Source organism: Oceanobacillus sp. E9 (genome assembly GCF_001741975.1).
GTDB lineage: Bacteria > Bacillota > Bacilli > Bacillales > Amphibacillaceae > Oceanobacillus > Oceanobacillus kimchii.
Genome location: NZ_LSNA01000010.1, coordinates 63,058 through 84,370, shown reverse-complemented (window position 1 = coordinate 84,370; position 21,313 = coordinate 63,058). Strand labels below are relative to the sequence as shown.

Annotated in this window: 34 protein-coding genes; all 34 read left to right on the top strand. The window is 39.6% G+C overall.

What is annotated here, in order from left to right; translation table 11 throughout:
• Window positions 1-44 precede the first annotated feature (44 nt).
• The 34 genes from fusA to AQ616_RS18095 all read left to right on the top strand — a co-directional run bounded on the left by fusA (window position 45) and on the right by AQ616_RS18095 (window position 21,293).
• Window positions 45-2,123 (top strand): elongation factor G, encoded by a 2,079-nt coding sequence (gene fusA, locus AQ616_RS18260; protein WP_017795117.1) that lies wholly within the window; start codon window positions 45-47, stop codon window positions 2,121-2,123.
• Window positions 2,124-2,233: 110 nt separating this feature from the next.
• The gene (gene tuf, locus AQ616_RS18255; RefSeq protein ID WP_017795118.1) at window positions 2,234-3,424 is read left to right on the top strand and encodes an elongation factor Tu; all 1,191 of its coding nucleotides are present in this window, start codon (window positions 2,234-2,236) and stop codon (window positions 3,422-3,424) included.
• Between the two features lie 673 nt (window positions 3,425-4,097).
• Window positions 4,098-4,406: a 30S ribosomal protein S10 gene (gene rpsJ / locus AQ616_RS18250; protein ID WP_011064521.1), complete on the top strand. Its 309-nt coding sequence runs from the start codon at window positions 4,098-4,100 to the stop codon at window positions 4,404-4,406.
• Between the two features lie 28 nt (window positions 4,407-4,434).
• Window positions 4,435-5,064 (top strand): 50S ribosomal protein L3, encoded by a 630-nt coding sequence (gene rplC / locus AQ616_RS18245; RefSeq protein ID WP_017795119.1) that lies wholly within the window; start codon window positions 4,435-4,437, stop codon window positions 5,062-5,064.
• Window positions 5,065-5,090: 26 nt separating this feature from the next.
• The gene (gene rplD / locus AQ616_RS18240; RefSeq protein WP_017795120.1) at window positions 5,091-5,714 is read left to right on the top strand and encodes a 50S ribosomal protein L4; all 624 of its coding nucleotides are present in this window, start codon (window positions 5,091-5,093) and stop codon (window positions 5,712-5,714) included.
• Window positions 5,714-6,001, top strand: a complete 288-nt coding sequence (rplW, locus tag AQ616_RS18235) for a 50S ribosomal protein L23 (protein ID WP_017795121.1) — start codon at window positions 5,714-5,716, stop codon at window positions 5,999-6,001. The genes rplD and rplW overlap by 1 nt, the downstream gene beginning before the upstream one ends.
• Before the next feature lie 31 nt (window positions 6,002-6,032).
• The gene (gene rplB / locus AQ616_RS18230; protein WP_017795122.1) at window positions 6,033-6,863 is read left to right on the top strand and encodes a 50S ribosomal protein L2; all 831 of its coding nucleotides are present in this window, start codon (window positions 6,033-6,035) and stop codon (window positions 6,861-6,863) included.
• Between the two features lie 58 nt (window positions 6,864-6,921).
• Window positions 6,922-7,200 carry a 30S ribosomal protein S19 gene (rpsS, locus tag AQ616_RS18225; RefSeq protein WP_017795123.1) on the top strand — a complete coding sequence of 93 codons (279 nt, stop codon included), beginning with the start codon at window positions 6,922-6,924 and terminating at the stop codon, window positions 7,198-7,200.
• A gap of 18 nt (window positions 7,201-7,218) precedes the next feature.
• Entirely contained in the window at window positions 7,219-7,560 is a 342-nt protein-coding gene (gene rplV, locus AQ616_RS18220) for a 50S ribosomal protein L22 (protein ID WP_017795124.1), read from the top strand.
• 3 nt (window positions 7,561-7,563) lie between these two features.
• On the top strand, window positions 7,564-8,205 hold the full coding sequence (rpsC, locus tag AQ616_RS18215; protein WP_017795125.1) for a 30S ribosomal protein S3: 642 nt from the start codon (window positions 7,564-7,566) through the stop codon (window positions 8,203-8,205).
• A gap of 18 nt (window positions 8,206-8,223) precedes the next feature.
• Complete coding sequence (gene rplP, locus AQ616_RS18210) at window positions 8,224-8,658, top strand: 50S ribosomal protein L16 (RefSeq protein ID WP_011064529.1); 435 nt, start codon at window positions 8,224-8,226, stop codon at window positions 8,656-8,658.
• Window positions 8,648-8,848 carry a 50S ribosomal protein L29 gene (gene rpmC / locus AQ616_RS18205; RefSeq protein WP_011064530.1) on the top strand — a complete coding sequence of 67 codons (201 nt, stop codon included), beginning with the start codon at window positions 8,648-8,650 and terminating at the stop codon, window positions 8,846-8,848. Before rplP ends, rpmC begins: the two co-directional genes overlap by 11 nt.
• 25 nt (window positions 8,849-8,873) lie before the next feature.
• Window positions 8,874-9,137 carry a 30S ribosomal protein S17 gene (gene rpsQ / locus AQ616_RS18200; RefSeq protein ID WP_069686521.1) on the top strand — a complete coding sequence of 88 codons (264 nt, stop codon included), beginning with the start codon at window positions 8,874-8,876 and terminating at the stop codon, window positions 9,135-9,137.
• A 43-nt stretch (window positions 9,138-9,180) separates the two neighbouring features.
• A complete protein-coding gene (gene rplN, locus AQ616_RS18195; protein WP_017795126.1) occupies window positions 9,181-9,549 on the top strand; it encodes a 50S ribosomal protein L14 in 369 nt (122 codons plus the stop codon).
• A gap of 34 nt (window positions 9,550-9,583) precedes the next feature.
• Complete coding sequence (gene rplX, locus AQ616_RS18190) at window positions 9,584-9,895, top strand: 50S ribosomal protein L24 (protein WP_017795127.1); 312 nt, start codon at window positions 9,584-9,586, stop codon at window positions 9,893-9,895.
• A gap of 26 nt (window positions 9,896-9,921) precedes the next feature.
• On the top strand, window positions 9,922-10,461 hold the full coding sequence (gene rplE / locus AQ616_RS18185; protein WP_017795128.1) for a 50S ribosomal protein L5: 540 nt from the start codon (window positions 9,922-9,924) through the stop codon (window positions 10,459-10,461).
• A gap of 29 nt (window positions 10,462-10,490) precedes the next feature.
• Window positions 10,491-10,676 carry a 30S ribosomal protein S14 gene (gene rpsN, locus AQ616_RS18180; protein WP_011064535.1) on the top strand — a complete coding sequence of 62 codons (186 nt, stop codon included), beginning with the start codon at window positions 10,491-10,493 and terminating at the stop codon, window positions 10,674-10,676.
• A gap of 29 nt (window positions 10,677-10,705) precedes the next feature.
• Complete coding sequence (gene rpsH / locus AQ616_RS18175; RefSeq protein ID WP_017795129.1) at window positions 10,706-11,104, top strand: 30S ribosomal protein S8; 399 nt, start codon at window positions 10,706-10,708, stop codon at window positions 11,102-11,104.
• 31 nt (window positions 11,105-11,135) lie between these two features.
• A complete protein-coding gene (gene rplF / locus AQ616_RS18170) occupies window positions 11,136-11,672 on the top strand; it encodes a 50S ribosomal protein L6 (protein WP_017795130.1) in 537 nt (178 codons plus the stop codon).
• A 30-nt stretch (window positions 11,673-11,702) separates the two neighbouring features.
• Entirely contained in the window at window positions 11,703-12,062 is a 360-nt protein-coding gene (gene rplR / locus AQ616_RS18165; RefSeq protein WP_017795131.1) for a 50S ribosomal protein L18, read from the top strand.
• A gap of 23 nt (window positions 12,063-12,085) precedes the next feature.
• Window positions 12,086-12,589, top strand: a complete 504-nt coding sequence (rpsE, locus tag AQ616_RS18160) for a 30S ribosomal protein S5 (RefSeq protein WP_017795132.1) — start codon at window positions 12,086-12,088, stop codon at window positions 12,587-12,589.
• 13 nt (window positions 12,590-12,602) lie between these two features.
• A complete protein-coding gene (rpmD, locus tag AQ616_RS18155) occupies window positions 12,603-12,785 on the top strand; it encodes a 50S ribosomal protein L30 (RefSeq protein ID WP_017795133.1) in 183 nt (60 codons plus the stop codon).
• 31 nt (window positions 12,786-12,816) lie between these two features.
• The gene (gene rplO, locus AQ616_RS18150) at window positions 12,817-13,257 is read left to right on the top strand and encodes a 50S ribosomal protein L15 (protein ID WP_011064541.1); all 441 of its coding nucleotides are present in this window, start codon (window positions 12,817-12,819) and stop codon (window positions 13,255-13,257) included.
• Between the two features lies 1 nt (window position 13,258).
• Complete coding sequence (gene secY / locus AQ616_RS18145) at window positions 13,259-14,551, top strand: preprotein translocase subunit SecY (RefSeq protein WP_069686520.1); 1,293 nt, start codon at window positions 13,259-13,261, stop codon at window positions 14,549-14,551.
• Window positions 14,552-14,583: 32 nt separating this feature from the next.
• Window positions 14,584-15,231, top strand: a complete 648-nt coding sequence (locus AQ616_RS18140) for an adenylate kinase (protein ID WP_011064543.1) — start codon at window positions 14,584-14,586, stop codon at window positions 15,229-15,231.
• A gap of 461 nt (window positions 15,232-15,692) precedes the next feature.
• Complete coding sequence (gene infA / locus AQ616_RS18135; RefSeq protein WP_010652072.1) at window positions 15,693-15,911, top strand: translation initiation factor IF-1; 219 nt, start codon at window positions 15,693-15,695, stop codon at window positions 15,909-15,911.
• Between the two features lie 31 nt (window positions 15,912-15,942).
• Entirely contained in the window at window positions 15,943-16,056 is a 114-nt protein-coding gene (rpmJ, locus tag AQ616_RS18130; RefSeq protein WP_010095733.1) for a 50S ribosomal protein L36, read from the top strand.
• A gap of 23 nt (window positions 16,057-16,079) precedes the next feature.
• A complete protein-coding gene (gene rpsM, locus AQ616_RS18125; protein ID WP_017795136.1) occupies window positions 16,080-16,445 on the top strand; it encodes a 30S ribosomal protein S13 in 366 nt (121 codons plus the stop codon).
• Between the two features lie 21 nt (window positions 16,446-16,466).
• Window positions 16,467-16,856 carry a 30S ribosomal protein S11 gene (gene rpsK, locus AQ616_RS18120; RefSeq protein WP_017795137.1) on the top strand — a complete coding sequence of 130 codons (390 nt, stop codon included), beginning with the start codon at window positions 16,467-16,469 and terminating at the stop codon, window positions 16,854-16,856.
• A gap of 208 nt (window positions 16,857-17,064) precedes the next feature.
• On the top strand, window positions 17,065-18,009 hold the full coding sequence (locus AQ616_RS18115; protein WP_017795138.1) for a DNA-directed RNA polymerase subunit alpha: 945 nt from the start codon (window positions 17,065-17,067) through the stop codon (window positions 18,007-18,009).
• 45 nt (window positions 18,010-18,054) lie between these two features.
• Window positions 18,055-18,408, top strand: a complete 354-nt coding sequence (rplQ, locus tag AQ616_RS18110; protein WP_017795139.1) for a 50S ribosomal protein L17 — start codon at window positions 18,055-18,057, stop codon at window positions 18,406-18,408.
• Between the two features lie 410 nt (window positions 18,409-18,818).
• On the top strand, window positions 18,819-19,658 hold the full coding sequence (locus AQ616_RS18105) for an energy-coupling factor ABC transporter ATP-binding protein (RefSeq protein ID WP_069686519.1): 840 nt from the start codon (window positions 18,819-18,821) through the stop codon (window positions 19,656-19,658).
• Complete coding sequence (locus AQ616_RS18100) at window positions 19,634-20,503, top strand: energy-coupling factor ABC transporter ATP-binding protein (protein ID WP_017795141.1); 870 nt, start codon at window positions 19,634-19,636, stop codon at window positions 20,501-20,503. Before AQ616_RS18105 ends, AQ616_RS18100 begins: the two co-directional genes overlap by 25 nt.
• Window positions 20,496-21,293 (top strand): energy-coupling factor transporter transmembrane component T family protein, encoded by a 798-nt coding sequence (locus AQ616_RS18095; RefSeq protein WP_017795142.1) that lies wholly within the window; start codon window positions 20,496-20,498, stop codon window positions 21,291-21,293. Before AQ616_RS18100 ends, AQ616_RS18095 begins: the two co-directional genes overlap by 8 nt.
• The last annotated feature ends 20 nt before the right edge of the window (window positions 21,294-21,313 follow it).

Here is a 21,313-nt window from a genome sequence, read left to right as displayed (position 1 = left end):
TATTAATCTAACAAAAGCTTTCAATTTAGGAAGGAGAAGAATACATGGCTAGAGAGTTCTCCTTGGAAAAGACGCGTAATATTGGTATTATGGCCCACATTGATGCGGGTAAAACAACCACTACTGAGCGTATTCTTTTCTATACAGGACGCATTCACAAAATTGGTGAAACTCACGAAGGTGCTTCTCAAATGGACTGGATGGAGCAAGAGCAAGAACGTGGTATTACAATCACGTCTGCTGCAACAACAGCCGCTTGGAGAGATCACCGTATCAACATCATTGATACTCCGGGACACGTAGACTTCACTGTAGAGGTTGAACGTTCCTTACGTGTACTTGATGGTGCGGTGACTGTACTAGATGCACAATCTGGAGTTGAGCCACAAACTGAAACGGTATGGCGCCAAGCAACAACTTATGGTGTACCACGTATCGTATTTATCAATAAAATGGATAAAACAGGTGCTGATTTCTTGTATTCTACGGGTACATTAAAAGAACGCCTAGGTGCTAATGCACATCCAATTCAGATGCCAATTGGTGCTGAAGATGATTTTAACGGAATTATTGACTTAATCACAATGGATGCATACTTCTATTTAGATGATTTAGGTCAACGTTCCGAAACACGTGAAATTCCTGCTGAATTAAAAGATGAAGCAGAAGAGTTACGTGCAAGCTTAATCGAAGCTGTTGCAGAAACTGATGAAGAGCTTATGATGAAATATCTTGAAGGAGAAGAAATCTCCAACGATGAGTTGAAATCTGCTATTCGTCAAGCAACACTTAATGTTGATTTTTATCCAGTACTTTGTGGTTCAGCATTTAAGAACAAAGGTGTTCAGTTAATGCTAGACGCAGTACTTGATTACCTACCTGCGCCAACAGATGTGCCTCCAATCGAAGGTATCATTCCTGGTACAGAGGAAAAAGTAACTCGTCCATCTTCTGATGATGAGCCTTTCTCTGCATTAGCTTTTAAAGTAATGACAGATCCTTATGTTGGTAAACTTACATTCTTCCGTGTGTACTCTGGAACATTAGATTCTGGTTCATACGTGAAAAACTCAGTAAAAGATAAGCGTGAGCGTGTAGGACGTATTCTACAAATGCACGCTAACTCTCGAGAAGAAATCTCAAGAGCATATTCAGGTGAAATTGCTGCAGCAGTTGGTTTGAAAGATACTTCTACAGGGGATACGCTTTGTGATGAAAAGAACCTTGTTATCTTAGAGTCTATGGACTTCCCAGAACCAGTTATTTCTGTTGCGATTGAGCCGGAAACAAAAGCTGACCAAGATAAGATGGCAATTGCATTATCTAAATTAGCTGAAGAGGATCCAACTTTCCGTACTGAAACAAACCCGGAAACTGGTCAAACTATTATCTCTGGTATGGGTGAACTTCACCTTGATATCATTGTTGATCGTTTGAAACGTGAGTTCAAAGTAGGAGCTCAAGTAGGTGCGCCTCAAGTTTCTTATCGTGAGACATTCCGTGGATCTGCTGAAGTTGAAGGTAAATTCGTACGTCAGTCTGGTGGACGCGGACAATTCGGTCACGTTTGGGTTAAATTTGAACCAAACGAAGAAGGTGCCGGATTTGAATTTGAAAACAAAATTGTTGGTGGTGTAGTTCCTCGTGAATACATTCCAGCAGTTCAACAAGGTATCGAAGAATCAATGGAAAACGGAGTTCTTGCTGGATATCCGTTAATCGATATCAAAGCAACACTTTATGATGGTAGCTACCATGATGTTGACTCGAACGAAATGGCGTTTAAAGTTGCTGCATCTATGGCGCTAAAAGCTGCTAAAAACAAATGTAAACCAGTTCTTCTTGAGCCAATGATGAGAGTTGAAGTTGTTGTACCAGAAGAATACATGGGAGACATTATGGGTGACGTAACATCCCGTCGTGGACGCGTAGAAGGTATGGAAGCACGCGGTACAGCACAAGTTGTTAAAGCGTTCGTACCACTTGCAGAAATGTTTGGTTATGCAACTGCACTACGTTCGAACACACAAGGTCGCGGTGTATACACAATGCACTTTGATCACTACGAAGAAACACCGAAAAGCATTACTGAAGAAATTATCAAGAAAAATGCTGGTGAATAATTGATTTTTTCGTAAATCTAACGTATAACATTTAGTAAAGGCTGAGAAATACAAATCTGTATTTCTTGGCACTAATACAAATTGGTATTTAATTAAAGGAGGAAACATAAATGTCTAAAGAAAAATTCGATCGCTCGAAAAGTCACGTTAACATTGGTACTATTGGACACGTTGACCATGGTAAAACTACTTTAACTGCAGCTATCACTACTGTAATGGCTAAAAGAAACGGTAGCGGAGATGCTATGGCTTATGACCAAATCGATGGTGCTCCAGAAGAGAAAGAACGCGGAATTACAATCGCAACTTCTCACGTAGAATATGAAACTGAAACTCGTCACTATGCACACGTGGACTGCCCAGGTCACGCTGACTATGTTAAAAACATGATCACTGGTGCTGCACAAATGGACGGAGCTATCCTTGTAGTATCTGCTGCTGATGGCCCAATGCCACAAACTCGTGAGCACATCCTACTTTCTCGTAACGTTGGGGTTCCTACAATCGTAGTATTCCTTAACAAAACAGACATGGTAGACGATGAAGAGCTTCTTGAATTAGTAGAAATGGAAGTTCGCGATCTATTAACTGAATATGACTTCCCTGGTGATGATCTACCAGTTATTAAAGGTTCTGCACTTAAAGCTCTTGAAGGCGATGCTGAATACGAAGAAAGAATCGTTGAATTAATGGCTGCAGTTGACGAATACGTTCCAACTCCAGACCGTGACACTGATAAACCATTCATGATGCCAGTTGAGGATGTATTCTCTATTACTGGACGTGGTACTGTTGCAACTGGACGTGTTGAGCGCGGACAAGTAAGTGTTGGTGATGAAGTAGAAATCATCGGTCTTGCTGAAGATTCTTCTAAAACAACTGTTACTGGAGTAGAAATGTTCCGTAAGCTTCTTGACTATGCTGAAGCTGGTGACAACATTGGTGCACTTCTTCGTGGGGTTGCTCGTGAAGACATCAACCGTGGTCAAGTATTAGCTAAACCAGGTTCAATCACTCCACATACTAACTTCAAAGCTGAAGTTTATGTATTATCTAAAGATGAAGGTGGACGTCATACTCCATTCTTCTCTAACTACCGCCCTCAGTTCTACTTCCGTACTACGGATGTAACTGGTGTAATCGAACTACCAGAAGGAACTGAAATGGTAATGCCTGGAGATAACATTGAAATGACTGTTGAACTTATTTCTCCAATCGCGATTGAAGACGGAACTCGTTTCTCAATCCGTGAAGGTGGACGTACAGTAGGTTCTGGCGTTGTTTCTTCTATCCAAAAATAAGTAATATAAGTAAAAACAGACAATGGAATTCCGTTGTCTGTTTTTTTATTATGTATTATAAGACTAATTGGGGGTTAGTTTTAGCTAACATCATAATTAACAATATCAAATTAAGTACTAATAATAGTGATATAGAAATGTCGGTATTGTAGAATTGGAACGGAGATTGGGCAAGGAAACCCAACAAGGTGCCTTAAGTTTTCATCTGAAATATCTTACTATGAAATTGATTCGATGGAGTAAATAAAATATAGAAAATGCTAAACAGATAAATTAAAGAACTTTGAAAATGACATATATAGATGGATAATAAGTTATTCCAGTACGCGCTAAATTCTTTTCATTTAAATTTAAATAGGATGACGAACATTCAAGCCTTAATTTATTCTTTCTTCATAGGAAATTAAAGGATTTACTTTCTCCAATAAAAAGTTTCAAACCCCCTTGCATTTACTTATGAAACTATGTATAATAAAAAACTGTGCAAACTTATAGGTGTTCATATAATAAGCTTGCATTGACCAATAGTTTTTAGTATACTATTAATGTTGGTCACTTGGTGCGTTGATGCGGAAGGTTGTTGGCACACCCGGCCCCTTTGCCATGGCGAGGGTGTCGAGAAATTTCCGCGGAGAATGTCTATATGAATATGGGCGATAAAGGAGGGAAAATAATGGCAAAAGAGAAAATCAGAATCCGTTTAAAAGCATATGATCATCGTATTTTAGATCAATCTGCTGAAAAAATCGTGGATACTGCGAAACGTTCTGGAGCGAAAGTGTCTGGTCCGATTCCATTACCAACTGAGAAATCTGTTTATACAGTTTTGCGTGCAGTGCATAAGTACAAAGACTCTCGTGAGCAATTCGAGATGCGCACACATAAACGTTTAATCGATATTCTCGAGCCTACACCGAAAACAGTTGATGCGCTAATGCGTTTAGACTTACCATCAGGTGTAGATATTGAAATTAAATTATAATTCGTTCTAAATATAGGAGGTGTAACGGATGACGAAAGGAATCTTAGGTCGTAAAATCGGCATGACTCAGTTATTCTCTGATAATGGAGAGTTAATTCCAGTAACAGTAATTGAAGCTGAGCCAAATGTTATATTGCAAAAGAAAACATTAGAAAATGATGGTTACGAAGCGTTGCAAATCGGTTTTGCTGATAAAAAGGAATCACGTACTAATAAAGCGGAAAAAGGTCATGCTGAGAAAGCAGGCACTGCCCCTAAGCGCTACGTTCGTGAAATCCGTGGCGCAGAGGTTGATAGCTTTGAAGTTGGGCAAGAGATCAAGGTTGACATCTTTGAGTCTGGAGAAAAAATTGACGTAACAGGTACATCTAAAGGGAAAGGTTTCCAAGGTGTAATCAAACGTCATGGTCAACAACGTGGGCCTACTACACACGGTTCTCATTTTCATAGAGCTCCAGGTGCAATGGGTGTAATTGATCCAATGCGTGTATTCAAAGGTAAAAAGCTACCAGGTCATATGGGGTCTGAACAAGTAACGATCCAAAACCTTGAAGTTGTAAGTGTAGATACTGACAAGAATCTACTATTAATTAAAGGTAACGTGCCTGGCGCGAAAAAATCTTACGTTAAAATCACAAGTGCAGTGAAAGGTAACTAATCACACAAACGAAGGGAGGATATGTCATGCCTAAAGTAGCACTTTTAAAACAAGACGGAAGCAATGTTGGAGACATCGAGTTAAACGATTCTGTTTTTGGAATTGAGCCAAATACTCATGTACTACACGAAGCAGTAGTTATGCAACGTGCATCATTACGTCAAGGTACTCATGCTGTTAAAAACCGCTCTGATGTACGCGGTGGCGGACGTAAACCATGGCGTCAAAAAGGAACTGGTCGTGCACGTCAAGGTTCAACTCGCTCACCACAATGGGTAGGCGGTGGAACTGTGTTTGGACCAACTCCACGTAGCTACAGCTACAAATTGCCAAAGAAAGTACGTCGTTTAGCATTAAGATCTGCATTATCTTCTAAAGTAAATGAAGAAAGTTTATTTGTTTTAGAGAACATCGCTATTGATGCTCCAAAAACAAAAGAGATCATAAATATCTTAAAAGGTCTTCAAGTAGACGCGAAAGCACTTATCGTTCTTTCTGAGAAAGATGAAACTGTAGTTCGTTCTGCTAACAACCTACAAAATGTTACAGTATTAACTGTTGAAGAATTAAATATTCTTGACTTGCTTACGCATGACAAGCTGATCATCACAAAAGATGCAGCTGAAAAAGCAGGGGAGGTGCTCGCATAATGAAAGATCTACGCGATGTAATTAAACGCCCTGTCATCACGGAACATTCCGCTGATTTAATGGCAGAAAAAAAATATACGTTTGAAGTATCCCCAAAAGCAAATAAAACTGAAATCAAAGATGCTGTAGAAACAATCTTTGGTGTTAAAGTTGAAAAAGTAAACACAATGAATCAAAAAGGTAAATTTAAGCGAATGGGCCGTTACGGTGGATATCGCCCGAATCGCAAAAAAGCTGTTGTTCAACTAACAGAAGACAGCAAAGAACTAGATTTCTTTGAAGCTTAAAAAATATATTCAGTGAGAAGGAGGGACAACGATGGCGATTAAAAAATTCAAACCAACCTCTAATGGTAGACGTAATATGTCTGTGTCAGATTTCGCAGAGATTACTACAGATACTCCAGAGAAATCCCTACTAAGCCCAATTAAAAAACGCGGCGGTCGTAACAACCAAGGGAAATTAACGGTTCGTCATCAAGGCGGCGGTCATAAACGTCAATATCGTATCATCGATTTCAAACGTGATAAAGATGGTATACCAGGACGCGTTGCTACAATCGAATATGATCCAAACCGTTCAGCGAACATCGCTTTGATTCATTATGCTGACGGTGAAAAGCGTTACATCATTGCTCCTAAAGGACTAAAAGTAGGGCAAGAAATTGAATCTGGCGAAAAAGCAGATATTAAGTTAGGTAACGCATTACCACTTGCAAATATCCCAGTAGGTAGTGTTATCCACAACATCGAGTTAAAACCAGGTCGTGGTGGACAATTAGCGCGTTCTGCTGGTGCAGAAGCTCAAATCCTAGGACGTGAAGAAAAGTATACTTTAGTAAGACTTTCTTCAGGCGAAGTTCGTTTAGTATTATCTACTTGCCGCGCAACACTTGGTCAAGTTGGTAACATCGAACATGAACTAGTACGTGTAGGTAAAGCTGGACGCTCTCGTTGGAAAGGTGTTCGTCCAACAGTACGTGGTTCTGTTATGAACCCTAACGATCACCCACACGGTGGTGGTGAAGGACGCGCTCCAATCGGACGTAAATCACCAATGTCACCATGGGGCAAACCAACACTTGGTTACAAAACGCGTCAGCGTAATAAACCATCTGATAAGTATATCGTTCGTAAACGTAAAAAATAAACTAAAGTAACGGACGGGAAGTAACACCCGTCTCGAAACCCGGGAAGGAGGCTTATCCATGGGTCGTAGCTTGAAAAAAGGACCTTTCGCAGATGACCATTTAATGAAGAAAATTGAAGTGCTTAACACAGACGACAAGAAACAAGTTATTAAAACATGGTCTCGTCGCTCTACAATTTTCCCAACATTTGTAGGTCATACTATTGCAGTTTATGATGGACGCAAACATGTGCCGGTTTATATTACAGAAGATATGGTCGGTCATAAATTAGGTGAATTCGCACCAACTCGTACGTATAGAGGACACGCTGGTGACGATAAGAAAACAAAACGCTAATGAGAGGAGGTACTAGGCATGCAAGCTAAAGCCGTTGCGAAATCAGTTCGTATTGCTCCTCGTAAGGTTCGTTTAGTTGTAGATCTAATTCGAGGAAAAGAGGTTGGCGAAGCAATCGCTATTTTAAATCATACACAGCGTGGAGCTTCTCCAGTCGTAGAAAAAGTATTAAAATCTGCAATCGCAAATGCAGAACACAACTATGAAATGGACGCAGACAGTCTTATCATTTCAGAAGCATTCGTAAATGAGGGTGCTACATTGAAACGTTTCCGTCCACGTGCTCAAGGACGCGCAAGCAGAATTAACAAGCGCACAAGCCACATTACAGTTGTGGTAACTGAAAAGAAGGAGGGATAGTCAGTGGGTCAAAAAATAAATCCAACGGGTCTTCGCGTAGGTATCATTAAAGACTGGGAGTCTAAATGGTATGCTGGCAAAGACTATGCAGACTTGCTACATGAAGATATTAAAATCAGAGAATATCTTGAAAATCGTCTAAGCACAGCTGCTGTTTCTTCTATTGAAATCGAGCGTGCTGCAAACCGTGTAAACATTACGATCCATACTGGTAAACCAGGAATGGTAATTGGTAAAGGCGGTTCTGAAGTAGAAGCTTTACGTAAATCATTAAACAACTTGACTGGCAAACGAGTTCACATCAATATTGTAGAAATCAAGAAAGTTGATTTAGATGCAACATTGGTTGCTGATAGCATTGCTCGTCAATTAGAAAATCGTATTTCTTTCCGTCGTGCTCAAAAACAAGCTATCCAACGTGCAATGCGTGGAGGAGCAAAAGGAATTAAAACACAAGTATCCGGACGTCTTGGCGGTGCAGATATCGCTCGTGCGGAACACTACAGTGAAGGTACAGTGCCACTTCATACTTTACGTGCAGATATTGACTATGGTACAGCAGAAGCTGATACTACGTACGGTAAACTAGGCGTTAAAGTATGGATCTATCGTGGAGAAGTCCTTCCAACTAAAACTAATAAGTAAAGGAGGGGGCTCATTACTATGTTAATGCCTAAACGTGTTAAATATCGTAGACAACATCGTGGTAAAATGAGAGGCCAAGCAAAAGGTGGAACTACCGTTGCTTTTGGTGAGTATGGCTTACAAGCTACTGAAGCATCTTGGATTACAAGTCGCCAAATCGAGGCTGCTCGTATCGCAATGACTCGTTACATGAAACGTGGTGGTAAAGTTTGGATTAAAATTTTCCCAGACAAACCATACACAGCTAAGCCTTTAGAAGTTCGAATGGGTTCTGGTAAAGGTGCTCCTGAAGGATGGGTAGCAGTTGTAAAACCAGGAAAGATTATGTTTGAAATCGCAGGTGTATCGGAAGAGGTTGCTCGTGAAGCATTACGTCTTGCTTCCCACAAACTACCTGTAAAAACAAAATTCGTAAAACGTGAAGAAATTGGTGGTGAAAGCAATGAAGGCTAATGAAATAAGAGATCTAACCACTGCCGAAATTGAACAAAAAGTAAAATCTTTAAAAGAAGAGTTATTTAATTTACGTTTCCAACTAGCTACTGGCCAATTGGAAAACACTGCACGTATCCGTGAAGTTCGTAAATCAATTGCTCGTATGAAAACTGTTATTCGCCAACGCGAATTAAGCGTAAATAACTGATTCTACAGAGAGGAGGTTAGCCTCAATGACTGAACGTAATGATCGTAAAGTTTATACTGGCCGTGTCGTTTCTGACAAAATGGATAAAACAATAACTGTTTTAGTTGAGACGTATAAATTCCATAAGTTATATGGAAAACGTGTTAAGTATTCTAAAAAATTCAAAGCACATGATGAAAACAACGTTGCTAAAAATGGTGATGTAGTTCGTATCATGGAAACTCGTCCGTTATCAGCTACAAAACGTTTCCGTTTAGTAGAAGTTACGGAAGAAGCGGTAATTATATAATTAAAGTTCGCTCGGAAGGATTCCGAAGGGAGGTCACAGCGTTATGATTCAACAAGAAACTCGTTTAAAAGTTGCAGATAACTCTGGTGCTCGTGAAGTATTAACCATCAAAGTATTAGGTGGATCTGGTCGTAAAACTGCTAACATTGGTGATGTAATTGTTTGCACGGTGAAACAAGCAACACCAGGCGGCGTTGTCAAAAAAGGTGAAGTTGTTAAAGCAGTTATCGTTCGTTCTAAATCTGGTGCACGTCGTAAAGATGGTTCATACATTCGTTTTGATGAAAATGCTGCCGTAATTATTCGTGATGATAAAAGTCCAAGAGGAACTCGTATCTTCGGACCGGTTGCACGTGAATTACGTGAAGCTCAATTCATGAAAATCGTATCTCTAGCTCCAGAAGTTTTATAAGAAAGAATTACCTTGTCAAGGAGGTGCGTAAAGCATGCATGTAAAAAAAGGTGATAAAGTTAAAGTACTATCCGGGAAAGACCGTGGTAAGGAAGGTACTGTATTAGAAGCATTTCCGAAGAATGAGCGCGTATTAGTAGAAGGCATCAACATGGTTCAAAAACACGCGAAGCCTTCTCAAGAGAATCCACAAGGTGGAATTCTTAATATCGAAGCTCCAATTCATGTCTCTAATGTATTACCAATTGATCCGAAATCCGGTGAACCAACTCGTGTTGGATACGAAGTGAAAGATGGTAAGAAAATCCGCATCGCTAAAAAATCCGGTGAAGCATTAGATAAATAAGTTGTCTGTGAAAGGAGGGCTACACTATGAACGAATTGAAACAGAAATATCAAGATGAAATCGTGTCATCTTTAATGGATAAATTTAATTACAATTCCGTAATGGAAGTACCAAAAATCGAAAAAATCATTATTAACATGGGTGTTGGTGATGCAGTTCAAAACTCTAAAGCATTAGATAGTGCTGTAGAAGAACTTTCTCTAATTTCTGGTCAAAAACCATTGATCACTCGTGCGAAGAAGTCTATCGCTGGATTCCGTCTACGTGAAGGAATGCCAATCGGTGCAAAAGTAACTCTTCGTGGTGAGCGTATGTATGAGTTCTTGCAAAAACTGGTTGCAGTTTCTCTTCCACGTGTTCGTGACTTCCGTGGTATCTCTAAGAAAGCTTTCGACGGTCGTGGAAACTACACTCTAGGTGTGAAAGAACAATTGATTTTCCCAGAAATTAATTATGATAAGGTAAGCAAAATTCGTGGTATGGATATCGTTGTAGTAACAACTTCCAACACTGACGAAGAAGCTCGTGAACTTTTAGCTCAGCTAGGCATGCCTTTCCAAAAATAAGCTAAAAGCTAATACAAGGAGGGAAAATTGTGGCTAAAAAATCAATGATTGCGAAACAAAAACGCCCGCAAAAATTCAAAGTGCAAGAGTACACTCGTTGCGAACGCTGCGGACGTCCACATTCAGTAATTCGTAAATTTAAACTTTGCCGTATTTGTTTCCGTGAACTTGCCTATAAAGGTCAAATTCCTGGTGTCAAAAAAGCAAGTTGGTAAACCCCGATTCGGGAAGGAGGTAATTAGTAATGGTTATGACAGATCCAATTGCAGATATGCTTACTCGTATTCGTAATGCAAACATGGTAAAACATGAGAAGCTAGAGCTTCCTGCTTCAAATATTAAAAAAGATATCGCTGATATCCTTAAGCGTGAAGGGTTTGTTAAAGATTACGAGTTAATCGAAGACAACAAACAAGGTGTATTGCGTATCTTCTTAAAATATAGCGCAAATGAAGAAAAAGTAATTTCAGGTATCAAACGTATTAGTAAACCAGGTTTACGTGTTTATGCCAAAGCTGATGAAGTTCCACGTGTACTTAACGGTTTAGGTATTGCAATCGTATCAACATCTAACGGTCTGCTTTCTGACAAAGAAGCACGCTCTCAAGCTGTTGGTGGCGAAGTACTAGCGTACGTTTGGTAATCACTAATTTTTAAATGAGGAGGTGCTAGGTATGTCTCGTGTAGGATTGAAACCTGTAGAGATTCCTGAAGGTGTAGAGCTTAAGTTTGATAACAACACAATCACTGTTAAAGGCCCTAAAGGCGAATTAAGTAGAGATCTACATCCTGATATGAAAATCAATATTGAAGATAATGTACTAACAGTTGAACGCCCAAGTGATCATAAAGAGCACCGTGCTTTACACGGTACAACTCGTAGCTTGATCAACAATATGGTAATTGGTGTAAGTAAAGGTTTTGAAAAATCATTGGAAATTAACGGTGTTGGTTACCGCGCGCAAAAGCAAGGTAACAAAACTGTAATTAACGCTGGTTATTCTCACCCTGTAGAACTTGAAGCAATCGACGGTATTGAAATCGAAGTTCCTAAAAACACACAGATTACTGTTAAAGGTATCGACAAAGAATTAGTAGGTGCAATTGCAGCGAATATTCGTGCAATCCGTCCACCAGAGCCTTATAAAGGTAAAGGTATTCGCTATGCGGATGAATATGTACGTCGTAAAGAAGGTAAAACTGCTAAGTAAGCTTAGTTAGGCGAGAAAGGAGTGACCCAGATGATTACAAAACCTGACAAAAATGTCATTCGTAAAAAACGTCATAATCGTGTACGTAGAACACTTTCAGGAACAGCGGAACGTCCTCGTTTAAACGTATACCGTTCTAATAAGAACATTTACGCTCAATTGATCGATGATATCGCAGGTGTTACTGTTGCAAGTGCTTCTACTGCTGATAAAGAGCTAGGGATCGACGGAGGAAACGTTGAATCTGCTAAGCAAGTTGGCGCAGCGATTGCGAAACGTGCTATCGATAAAGGTTACAAATCAGTTGTTTTTGATCGTGGAGGATATTTATATCATGGCCGCATCAAAGCATTGGCAGAGGCTGCCCGCGAGGAAGGTCTTGAATTTTAAAAGATAAAGGAGGTAACCATTGTATGAACACTAACATTGATCCGAACAAATTAGATCTTGAAGAACGCGTTGTTACGGTAAACCGTGTCGCAAAGGTTGTTAAAGGTGGACGTCGTTTCCGCTTTGCAGCACTTGTTGTTGTTGGTGACAAAAACGGTCATGTAGGTTTTGGTACTGGTAAAGCACAAGAAGTTCCAGAAGCTATTAAAAAAGCTGTAGATGATGCGAAGAAAAACTTAATTACTGTACCAATCGTTGGTACTACAATTCCACATGAAATTCACGGACAGTTTGGTTCTGGTAACGTATTAATGAAACCAGCTGCAGAGGGTACTGGAGTTATCTCTGGTGGACCAGTTCGTGCAATCTTAGAATTAGCTGGTGTAGGTGACATCCTAACAAAATCATTAGGATCTAACACACCAATCAATATGATCCGTGCTACTTTAAACGGATTAACAAACTTGAAGACAGCTGAGGACGTAGCTAAATTACGTGGAAAGTCTGTTGAAGAACTGTTAGGATAAGGAGGGAAACACTATGGCTAAAAAATTGGAAATAACCCTCACTCGCAGTGTCATCGGTGGCACTGATGTTCAAAAGAAAACAGTCGAAGCTTTAGGGTTAAAGAAAATTCGTCAATCCGTTGTACGTGAAGATACTCCAGCCGTTCGTGGTATGGTAAACAGAGTGTCCCACTTATTGACAGTTAAAGAAGTTTAATTAATCATTAGTGTAAAGAGGAGGTGCTCGCATGAAACTTCATGAATTGAAGGCAGCAGAAGGAACTCGTAAAGAGAGAAATCGTGTTGGTCGAGGCATGTCTTCTGGTAACGGAAAAACTTCCGGCCGTGGACACAAAGGACAAAAAGCACGTTCAGGCGGCGGTGTACGTCCAGGATTTGAAGGTGGTCAAATGCCTTTATTCCAACGTCTACCTAAGCGCGGATTCACCAATGTGAATCGTAAAGAGTACGCAATTGTTAACCTTGATACGTTAAATCGTTTTGAGGAAGGCACTGAAATCACACCAGAGCTATTACTAGAGACAGGTGTCGTTAGCAAACTAAATGCTGGAATTAAGATACTTGGTAAAGGTACTTTAGAAAAGAAACTAACAGTAAAAGCTCATAAGTTCTCCGCTTCCGCAAAAGAAGCGATTGAGACAGCGGGCGGTCAATCTGAGGTGATTTAATTTGTTTCGTACACTCTCCAATTTTATGCGCGTAGCTGATATTAGAAATAAAATCATTTTCACATTATTAATGTTGATTGTATTCCGGCTCGGTACGTTTATTCCTGTACCATTTACGGATAAAGCAGCAATCGACTTTATGAACGAGCAAAATGTATTTGGCTTCTTAAACACATTTGGTGGTGGAGCCTTGCAGAACTTTTCTATCTTTGCGATGGGGATAATGCCTTATATTACAGCATCCATCATCATGCAGCTACTGCAAATGGATGTAGTACCTAAGTTTGCAGAATGGAAGAAACAAGGGGAAATGGGACGTAAGAAAATTGCTCAAGTAACTCGTTACGGGACAATTGTTCTTGCTTTCGTTCAAGCAATTGCGATGTCAGTCGGTTTCAATGCGATGGCAGGCGGCATGTTAATTGCAGACCCTAATGTTATGAAATTCTTAACGATTGCGATCGTTCTTACAGGTGGTACGGCATTCCTTATGTGGATGGGTGAACAAATTACAGCACATGGAGTAGGTAATGGTATTTCTATCATTATCTTCGCTGGTATCGTAGCCGCAGTTCCTAACGGTGTAGGACAGTTATACTCCCAGTATTTCTCTAATCCTGGAAATGATTTGTTTATTAACATCGTTATTGTTGCCCTGATTGCTCTAGTAGCAGTTGCTGTAACAGTTGGAGTTATTTTTGTAAACCAAGCATTGCGTAAGATTCCGGTTCAATATGCTAAAAAGCTAGTGAATCGTTCGCCAGTAGGTGGCCAATCTACTCACCTACCAATTAAGGTGAATGCTGCAGGGGTTATTCCAGTAATCTTTGCAATTGCATTTATGATGGCACCGACGACAATTGCTGGTTTCTTTGAAGGGAATCAAGTAGCAGATTTCATCACTAGAACATTTGATTATACTTCCCCCGTGGGAATGGTCATCTATGTAGCGATGATAATTGCTTTCACATATTTCTATACATTTGTTCAGGTTAATCCAGAGCAAATGTCTGAGAATCTACAAAAACAAGGTGGATATATTCCAGGAATTCGTCCGGGTCATAATACGGAAGAATACTTGACTCGCGTGATTAACAGATTAACTTTTGTTGGCGCACTGTTCTTAGCGGTTGTCTCTGTATTCCCGATGATCTTAGGTAGTCTTGCGAATCTACCTTCTGCAGTACAAATTGGCGGCACAAGCTTACTAATCGTTGTAGGTGTTGCATTACAAACAATGAAACAATTAGAAGGACAGCTCGTGAAGCGTCACTACAAAGGATTCATTAAGTAACTGAAGAAGCCAACAAAAGCGAGGGGAAGCAATTGAATTTGATTTTGATGGGCTTACCTGGTGCTGGTAAAGGCACACAGGCTGCAAAAATTAATGAAAAATATAACATCCCTCATATTTCAACAGGAGATATGTTCCGATTAGCTATTAAAGAGGGCACTGAACTCGGTAAAAAAGCAAAGGAATTTATGGATCAAGGTGATCTTGTTCCAGATGAAGTTACTGTTGGGATTGTTAAGGAACGCCTAGCGATGGACGATTGTGCAAATGGTTTCCTTTTAGATGGATTCCCTCGCACAACTCGACAAGCAGAAGAATTACAAAATCTACTGTCTGACCTAGGTAAGTCAATAGATTATGTCATCCATGTGGATGTACCAGAAGAAAAATTGGTAGAGCGTTTAACTGGACGGAGAATTTGTCCGACTTGCGGAACAGCTTATCATGTGGTGTATAACCCTCCTAAAGAGGAAGGCATCTGTGATAAAGATGGCTCCCAGTTAATTCAGCGAGATGATGACCAACCAGAAACAGTTAAAAACCGTTTAGCTGTTAATATAGAGCAAACACAACCATTACTTGATTTTTATCAAGATAAAGGTTATCTTGTGAAAGTAAACGGAGATCGAGATATCAATGTTGTTTTCCAAGATATTGAATCCATTTTAGAGAAAAAATAATTCACTTATTATCTACTATTCAGTTTAGATGCATTTCTAGTACTGAAAAGTTATAATGAAATAAGTAATGTGTATTGCTTAGGAAGTAGTAACAGAAATGATTGGTTATTCAACCTTGATATAAATACTAACGATTGCCTAAGTGATGGTTAGCGCTGATATACGATGACAAATCGATTCCGAGTAGGGTCAGTTTGTGCGTATGAAGCAGGAACTGGCTTGAGGTCAGTACACAATTCATTTTATGATTGTGAACGACCGGTTTGTCCTGCTGCTGGCCGACGGGGATAGCGTGAAGTCGATCGACCATATAAAGAAGATGGAGCAGCACAGAGTAACTTGCTGTGTTTCCCCGTGAAACCATACAGCCTTCTAGAAACTGGTCGTGTCACAAATAGGAAGTTACGGTTTGTCCTAATGTAGATAAGGTTGTGACTGATTTGAAGAAGGGAGATCACACGATGGCGAAAGATGATGTTATTGAAGTAGAAGGTACAGTAACAGATACATTGCCAAATGCGATGTTTAAAGTAGAGCTTGAGAATGGCCATACAGTTTTGGCGCATGTATCTGGTAAAATCCGTATGCACTTTATTCGCATTTTACCAGGCGATAAAGTAACGGTTGAACTTTCTCCGTATGATTTAACCAGAGGACGAATTACGTACCGTTATAAATAAACGAGCTCCGATATAAAAGGAGGTAATGATGATGAAGGTAAGAGCATCAGTAAAACCAATTTGCGAGAAATGCAAAGTCATCAAACGCAAAGGTAAAGTAATGGTGATTTGTGAAAATCCGAAACACAAGCAAAAACAAGGCTAATAAACAGGAGGTGCTACTAAGCTATGGCACGTATTGCAGGTATTGATATTCCACGTGATAAACGTGTAGTAATTTCTTTAACTTATATCTATGGAGTAGGAAAAACTACTGCACAACAAATCCTTAAAGAAGCAGGCGTTTCTGAGGACACTCGTGTACGTGACTTAACCGAAGATGAATTAGGTAGAATCCGTCAAGCAGTTGGTCAATACAACACTGAAGGTGATTTACGCCGTGAAGTGTCACTAAACATCAAACGTTTGATCGAAATCGGTTCTTATCGCGGAATTCGTCACCGTCGCGGATTACCAGTTCGTGGTCAAAAAACAAAGAACAACTCTCGTACTCGTAAAGGCCCACGTAAGACAATGGCTAACAAGAAAAAGTAATGTAAGGAGGTAAGCTAACGAATGGCACGTAAAACGAATACACGTAAACGTCGTGTGAAAAAGAATATAGAATCTGGTATTGCTCATATCCGTTCTACTTTTAACAATACAATTGTTACAATTACGGATACTCGCGGTAATGCTATTGGATGGAGTTCATCTGGTGCATTAGGTTTTAAAGGTTCAAAAAAATCAACTCCGTTCGCAGCTCAAATGGCAGCTGAAACAGCAGCTAAGTCTGCTATCGAAAACGGAATGAAAACTTTAGAAGTAACTGTTAAAGGCCCTGGTGCAGGACGTGAAGCTGCAATCCGTTCTTTACAGGCTGCTGGTCTAGAAGTTACAGCTATTGTTGATGTAACTCCAGTACCTCATAATGGTTGCCGCCCACCAAAACGTCGTCGTGTTTAATTATACCGTATAGAATTTGTCACCCTGTCTATAATGGATGATAGAGCTTAACGGTTTATAAGTTATATGGATTAAATTAACGACATCCGAGACAGATCGTACGAAAGAAATACAGGTAGCGCAGAAACGCCAACTGCCTTATTTGAGGAATTTCGGTTAGACCATATGTCTAGCCGGGGTTTCGACGTTTTAAAGGAGGGTTTATGGAATGATCGAAATCGAAAAGCCAAAGATTGAAACGGTTGAAATTAGCGAGAATGCTACATTTGGAAAATTCGTGGTTGAACCGCTTGAACGTGGATATGGTGCCACACTTGGAAACTCCTTGCGTCGTATCTTATTATCCTCACTGCCAGGTGCTGCTGTAACCACAGTACAAATTGATGGAGCTTTACATGAGTTTTCAACAGTTGAAGGTGTTGTAGAAGATGTTACAACAATTATCCTCAATCTTAAGAAACTAGCTCTAAAAATTTACTCTGAAGAACCAAAGACATTAGAAATTGATGTTCAAGGTGAAGGTGCTGTAACTGCTGCAGACTTAACATATGACAGTGATGTGGAAGTAATGAACCCGGATTTGCATATTGCAACGCTTAACAGCAAAGGCAATCTTCATATGAAGCTTATTGCAGAGCGAGGCCGTGGTTATCGTCCAGCAGAAGAGAACAAAAGTGATGATCAACCAATCGGTGTCATTCCGATCGACTCCATCTTCACACCTGTTTCGCGCGTGACTTATCAAGTGGAAAACACTCGTGTAGGTCAAGTGGCAAACTATGATAAATTAACATTGGATGTATCTACGGATGGAAGCATTCGTCCTGAAGAAGCTGTTTCTTTAGGTGCCAAAATCATCACAGAACATCTTAATATTTTTGTAGGTTTAACAGATGAAGCACAAAATGCCGAAATCATGGTGGAAAAAGAAGAGGATCAAAAAGAGAAGGTTATGGAAATGACCATCGAAGAACTTGATCTATCTGTTAGATCTTACAACTGCTTGAAACGTGCTGGAATCAACACGGTTCAAGAACTTGCGAATAAGTCAGAAGAAGATATGATGAAAGTTCGTAATTTAGGACGTAAATCTTTAGAAGAAGTAAAAGTAAAATTAGAAGACCTAGGATTAGGTCTACGAGATGATGACTGATCCAACCAGTCACCTTTAGAGTTTCGAAAAAGGGAGGGATAGTCCGTGGCTAGAAAGTTAGGACGTAAAACAGACAGTCGTATGGCTCTTCTTCGCAACCTTGCATCTGATTTGATTATTCATGAACGGATTGAAACAACAGAAGCAAAAGCGAAAGAGTTAAAATCGGTTGTAGAAAAAATGATTACGCTAGGAAAACGTGGCGATTTACATGCTCGTCGTCAAGCTGCAGCATTCTTATACAACAAAGAAGCTGATGAAGACAACAACGTTATTCAAAAGTTATTTGATGATGTTGCTGCACGCTATGAAGATAGACAAGGTGGATACACACGCGTTCTTAAACTTAATGAACGCCAAGGCGATGGCGCTAAAATGGCAATCATCGAATTGGTTTAATCTACTCTACATGCGGCAAGGGGCAGGACTCAATCTCTCTCAGAGGTTAATCCAAGCCCTTTTTTTGTAGATATAATTATGTGATTTACAATTAGTATTTTTTAAATAAGCTCTAACAACCATTTCGAAGGAAGAACTAAGCTGTTTCTACATAGAATCTTTATTTTTTCTATTACCCATTATATCGACTGGACTTTTACAAGTAGAGTTATATAATAAATCGAAGCTTAATCAATAGGAACAAATGAATTTTGATGGCTGTTTGAACTACGCTAAGCTTTTCATTACTAACCCCAAATGTGTCATTCCACAGATTAATCCCCCGATGTTATAATAATTACCGGACGCATAGTAGTGCTAGTTGAGTAAAGGCATCATACGGTTGCTGAGGTATTAGAGGAGGCTTATAGATGAGTCATAAAATAGTAGAGTTTAGAAATGTGTCGTTTCGTTATGACGAAGAAGGACCATGGGTATTAAAGAATTGCTCTTTTGAAATTTATGAAGATGAATGGCTAGCTATTATTGGCCATAATGGTTCTGGGAAATCGACGATCGCGAAGCTTTTAAATGGATTGCTATTCCCACAAGAAGGGGAAATTTATATAGACGGTACTAAAGTAGATGAAAATTCGATATGGGACATTCGAAAAGAAGTTGGTATGGTGTTTCAAAATCCTGATAACCAGTTTGTTGGTGCAACTGTTCAAGACGATGTTGCTTTTGGGATGGAGAATCGGGGAATTCCAAGAGAAATCATGAAAAAGAGAATCGATGAAACCTTACAAGCTGTTCGTATGCAAGATTATCTGCTAACGGAGCCTCATCGTTTATCGGGTGGACAAAAACAGCGTGTAGCTATTGCAAGTGTATTAGCTATTTCACCCAAGATACTAATATTAGATGAAGCGACCGCAATGCTAGATCCAATAGGCAGAAAAGAAATTATGCAGACCGTAAACTCGATTCAAGATTCACAAGGATTGTCGTTGATTACAATTACACATGATTTACAAGAAATAACTCGAGCTGATCGTGTAATTGTTATGAATAATGGAGAACGATGGGATGAGACAACTCCAAGCCAACTATTCAAAAGAAAAGAAGCGCTTCGGGAAATCGGATTGGATGTTCCTTTTGTGGCGCATTTAAGCGATGCATTCCGTAGCAACGGAGTCGCAATTGAAAATTCACCGTTAAGTCATGAGGAACTGTTGGAGGAACTATGGACATATCATTCAAGAATGTAAGCTATATATATCAAGAAAATACACCTTTTGAACATCGAGCTATAGAGGATTTAAACTTTACCATCGAATCTGGCTCCTTTGTAGCTATTATTGGACATACAGGTTCAGGTAAATCTACACTGATACAACATTTGAATGGTTTAACCATTCCGTCTCGTGGCGAAGTGCGGGTCGGAGATTTTGTTCTTAACCAAGAAGGAAAACCAAAAGATATCCGAAATCTACGCAGTAAAGTAGGAGTCGTTTTTCAATATCCCGAGCATCAACTGTTTGAAGAGACGGTATATAAGGATATTGCGTTTGGTCCACAAAACTTTGGTGTAAACGAACAAGAAATCAAGAAACGTATTGCTTCAATATTGCCTTCGGTGGGCTTACCTGATTCGGTGCTAGAACGGTCCCCATTTGATTTAAGTGGTGGGCAGAAGCGTCGTGTTGCCATTGCAGGAGTACTGGCGATGAAACCAAAAGTATTAGTATTGGACGAACCAACTGCAGGTTTAGATCCACGTGGACAGAAAGAAATGATGAACATGTTCAATGACATACATCAGAAGCAAAATTTAACAACAATATTCGTTACACACAATATGGAAGATGCGCTCAAGTATGCGGATAAAGTAATAATCCTGAATAAAGGGAAGAAATTTATGGAGGGAAAACCTCTTGAAGTGCTGAGACAAAGGGAAAATCTTCAACAAGTTCAATTGGACACCCCAGAAGTTATTGACTTTATAGATAAATATAATCATCGTTTTAATGATAATCTTGTATATCAAAACGAATCTATTGTAGATATAGCTGCAGAGATGAAGCGGAGATTGGAAGGTGGCCGACATGAATAATGCTTTAATTATCGGTCAATACGTTCCAGGAAACTCCATCGTACATCGTTTAGATCCACGTACGAAAATAACGATCGTATTCTTTTTCGTTTTTATCGTTTTTTTCGCCAATAATGTTCCGAGCTATAGTTTATTAACTGCGTTTGCACTTTTATGTATGTTTTCTTCACGAGTGCCAATACGATTTGTCGCAAAAGGATTAATACCAGTTTGGTTTTTAATTGTTTTTACATTTATTCTACACTTATTCGTGACAAAGGAAGGTACATTACTTTTAGACTTTTGGTTTATAGAAATCTATTCAGGCGGGCTTATTCAAGGTTTTGCGATTTCATTGCGTTTCTTTCTATTGATATTAGTAACGTCACTATTAACGCTAACGACAACACCTATAGAGATTACAGATGCTGTAGAGGATATGCTTCATCCTTTAAAAAAGGTAAAGTTCCCCGTACATGAACTAGCATTAATGATGTCTATTTCATTGCGTTTTATTCCGACATTAATGCAAGAGACAGATAAAATCTCTCGCGCACAAGCATCACGCGGTGTTGATTTTCGTACAGGTCCGATTAAAGATCGTGTGATGGCGGTCATTCCATTACTGGTTCCGCTATTTGTAAGTGCATTTAAACGTGCAGAAGATCTGGCAATGGCTATGGAAGCGCGTGGATATCAAGGAGGAGAAGGGCGCAGTAAATTACGTGAACTAAAAATTGGACCAAGGGATATCGGTATTATGGTTGGATTTGCAGTTATCGTAATTACTTTATTCATAATAAGAATGTAGTCTGGGAAAGAAAGAGGTTG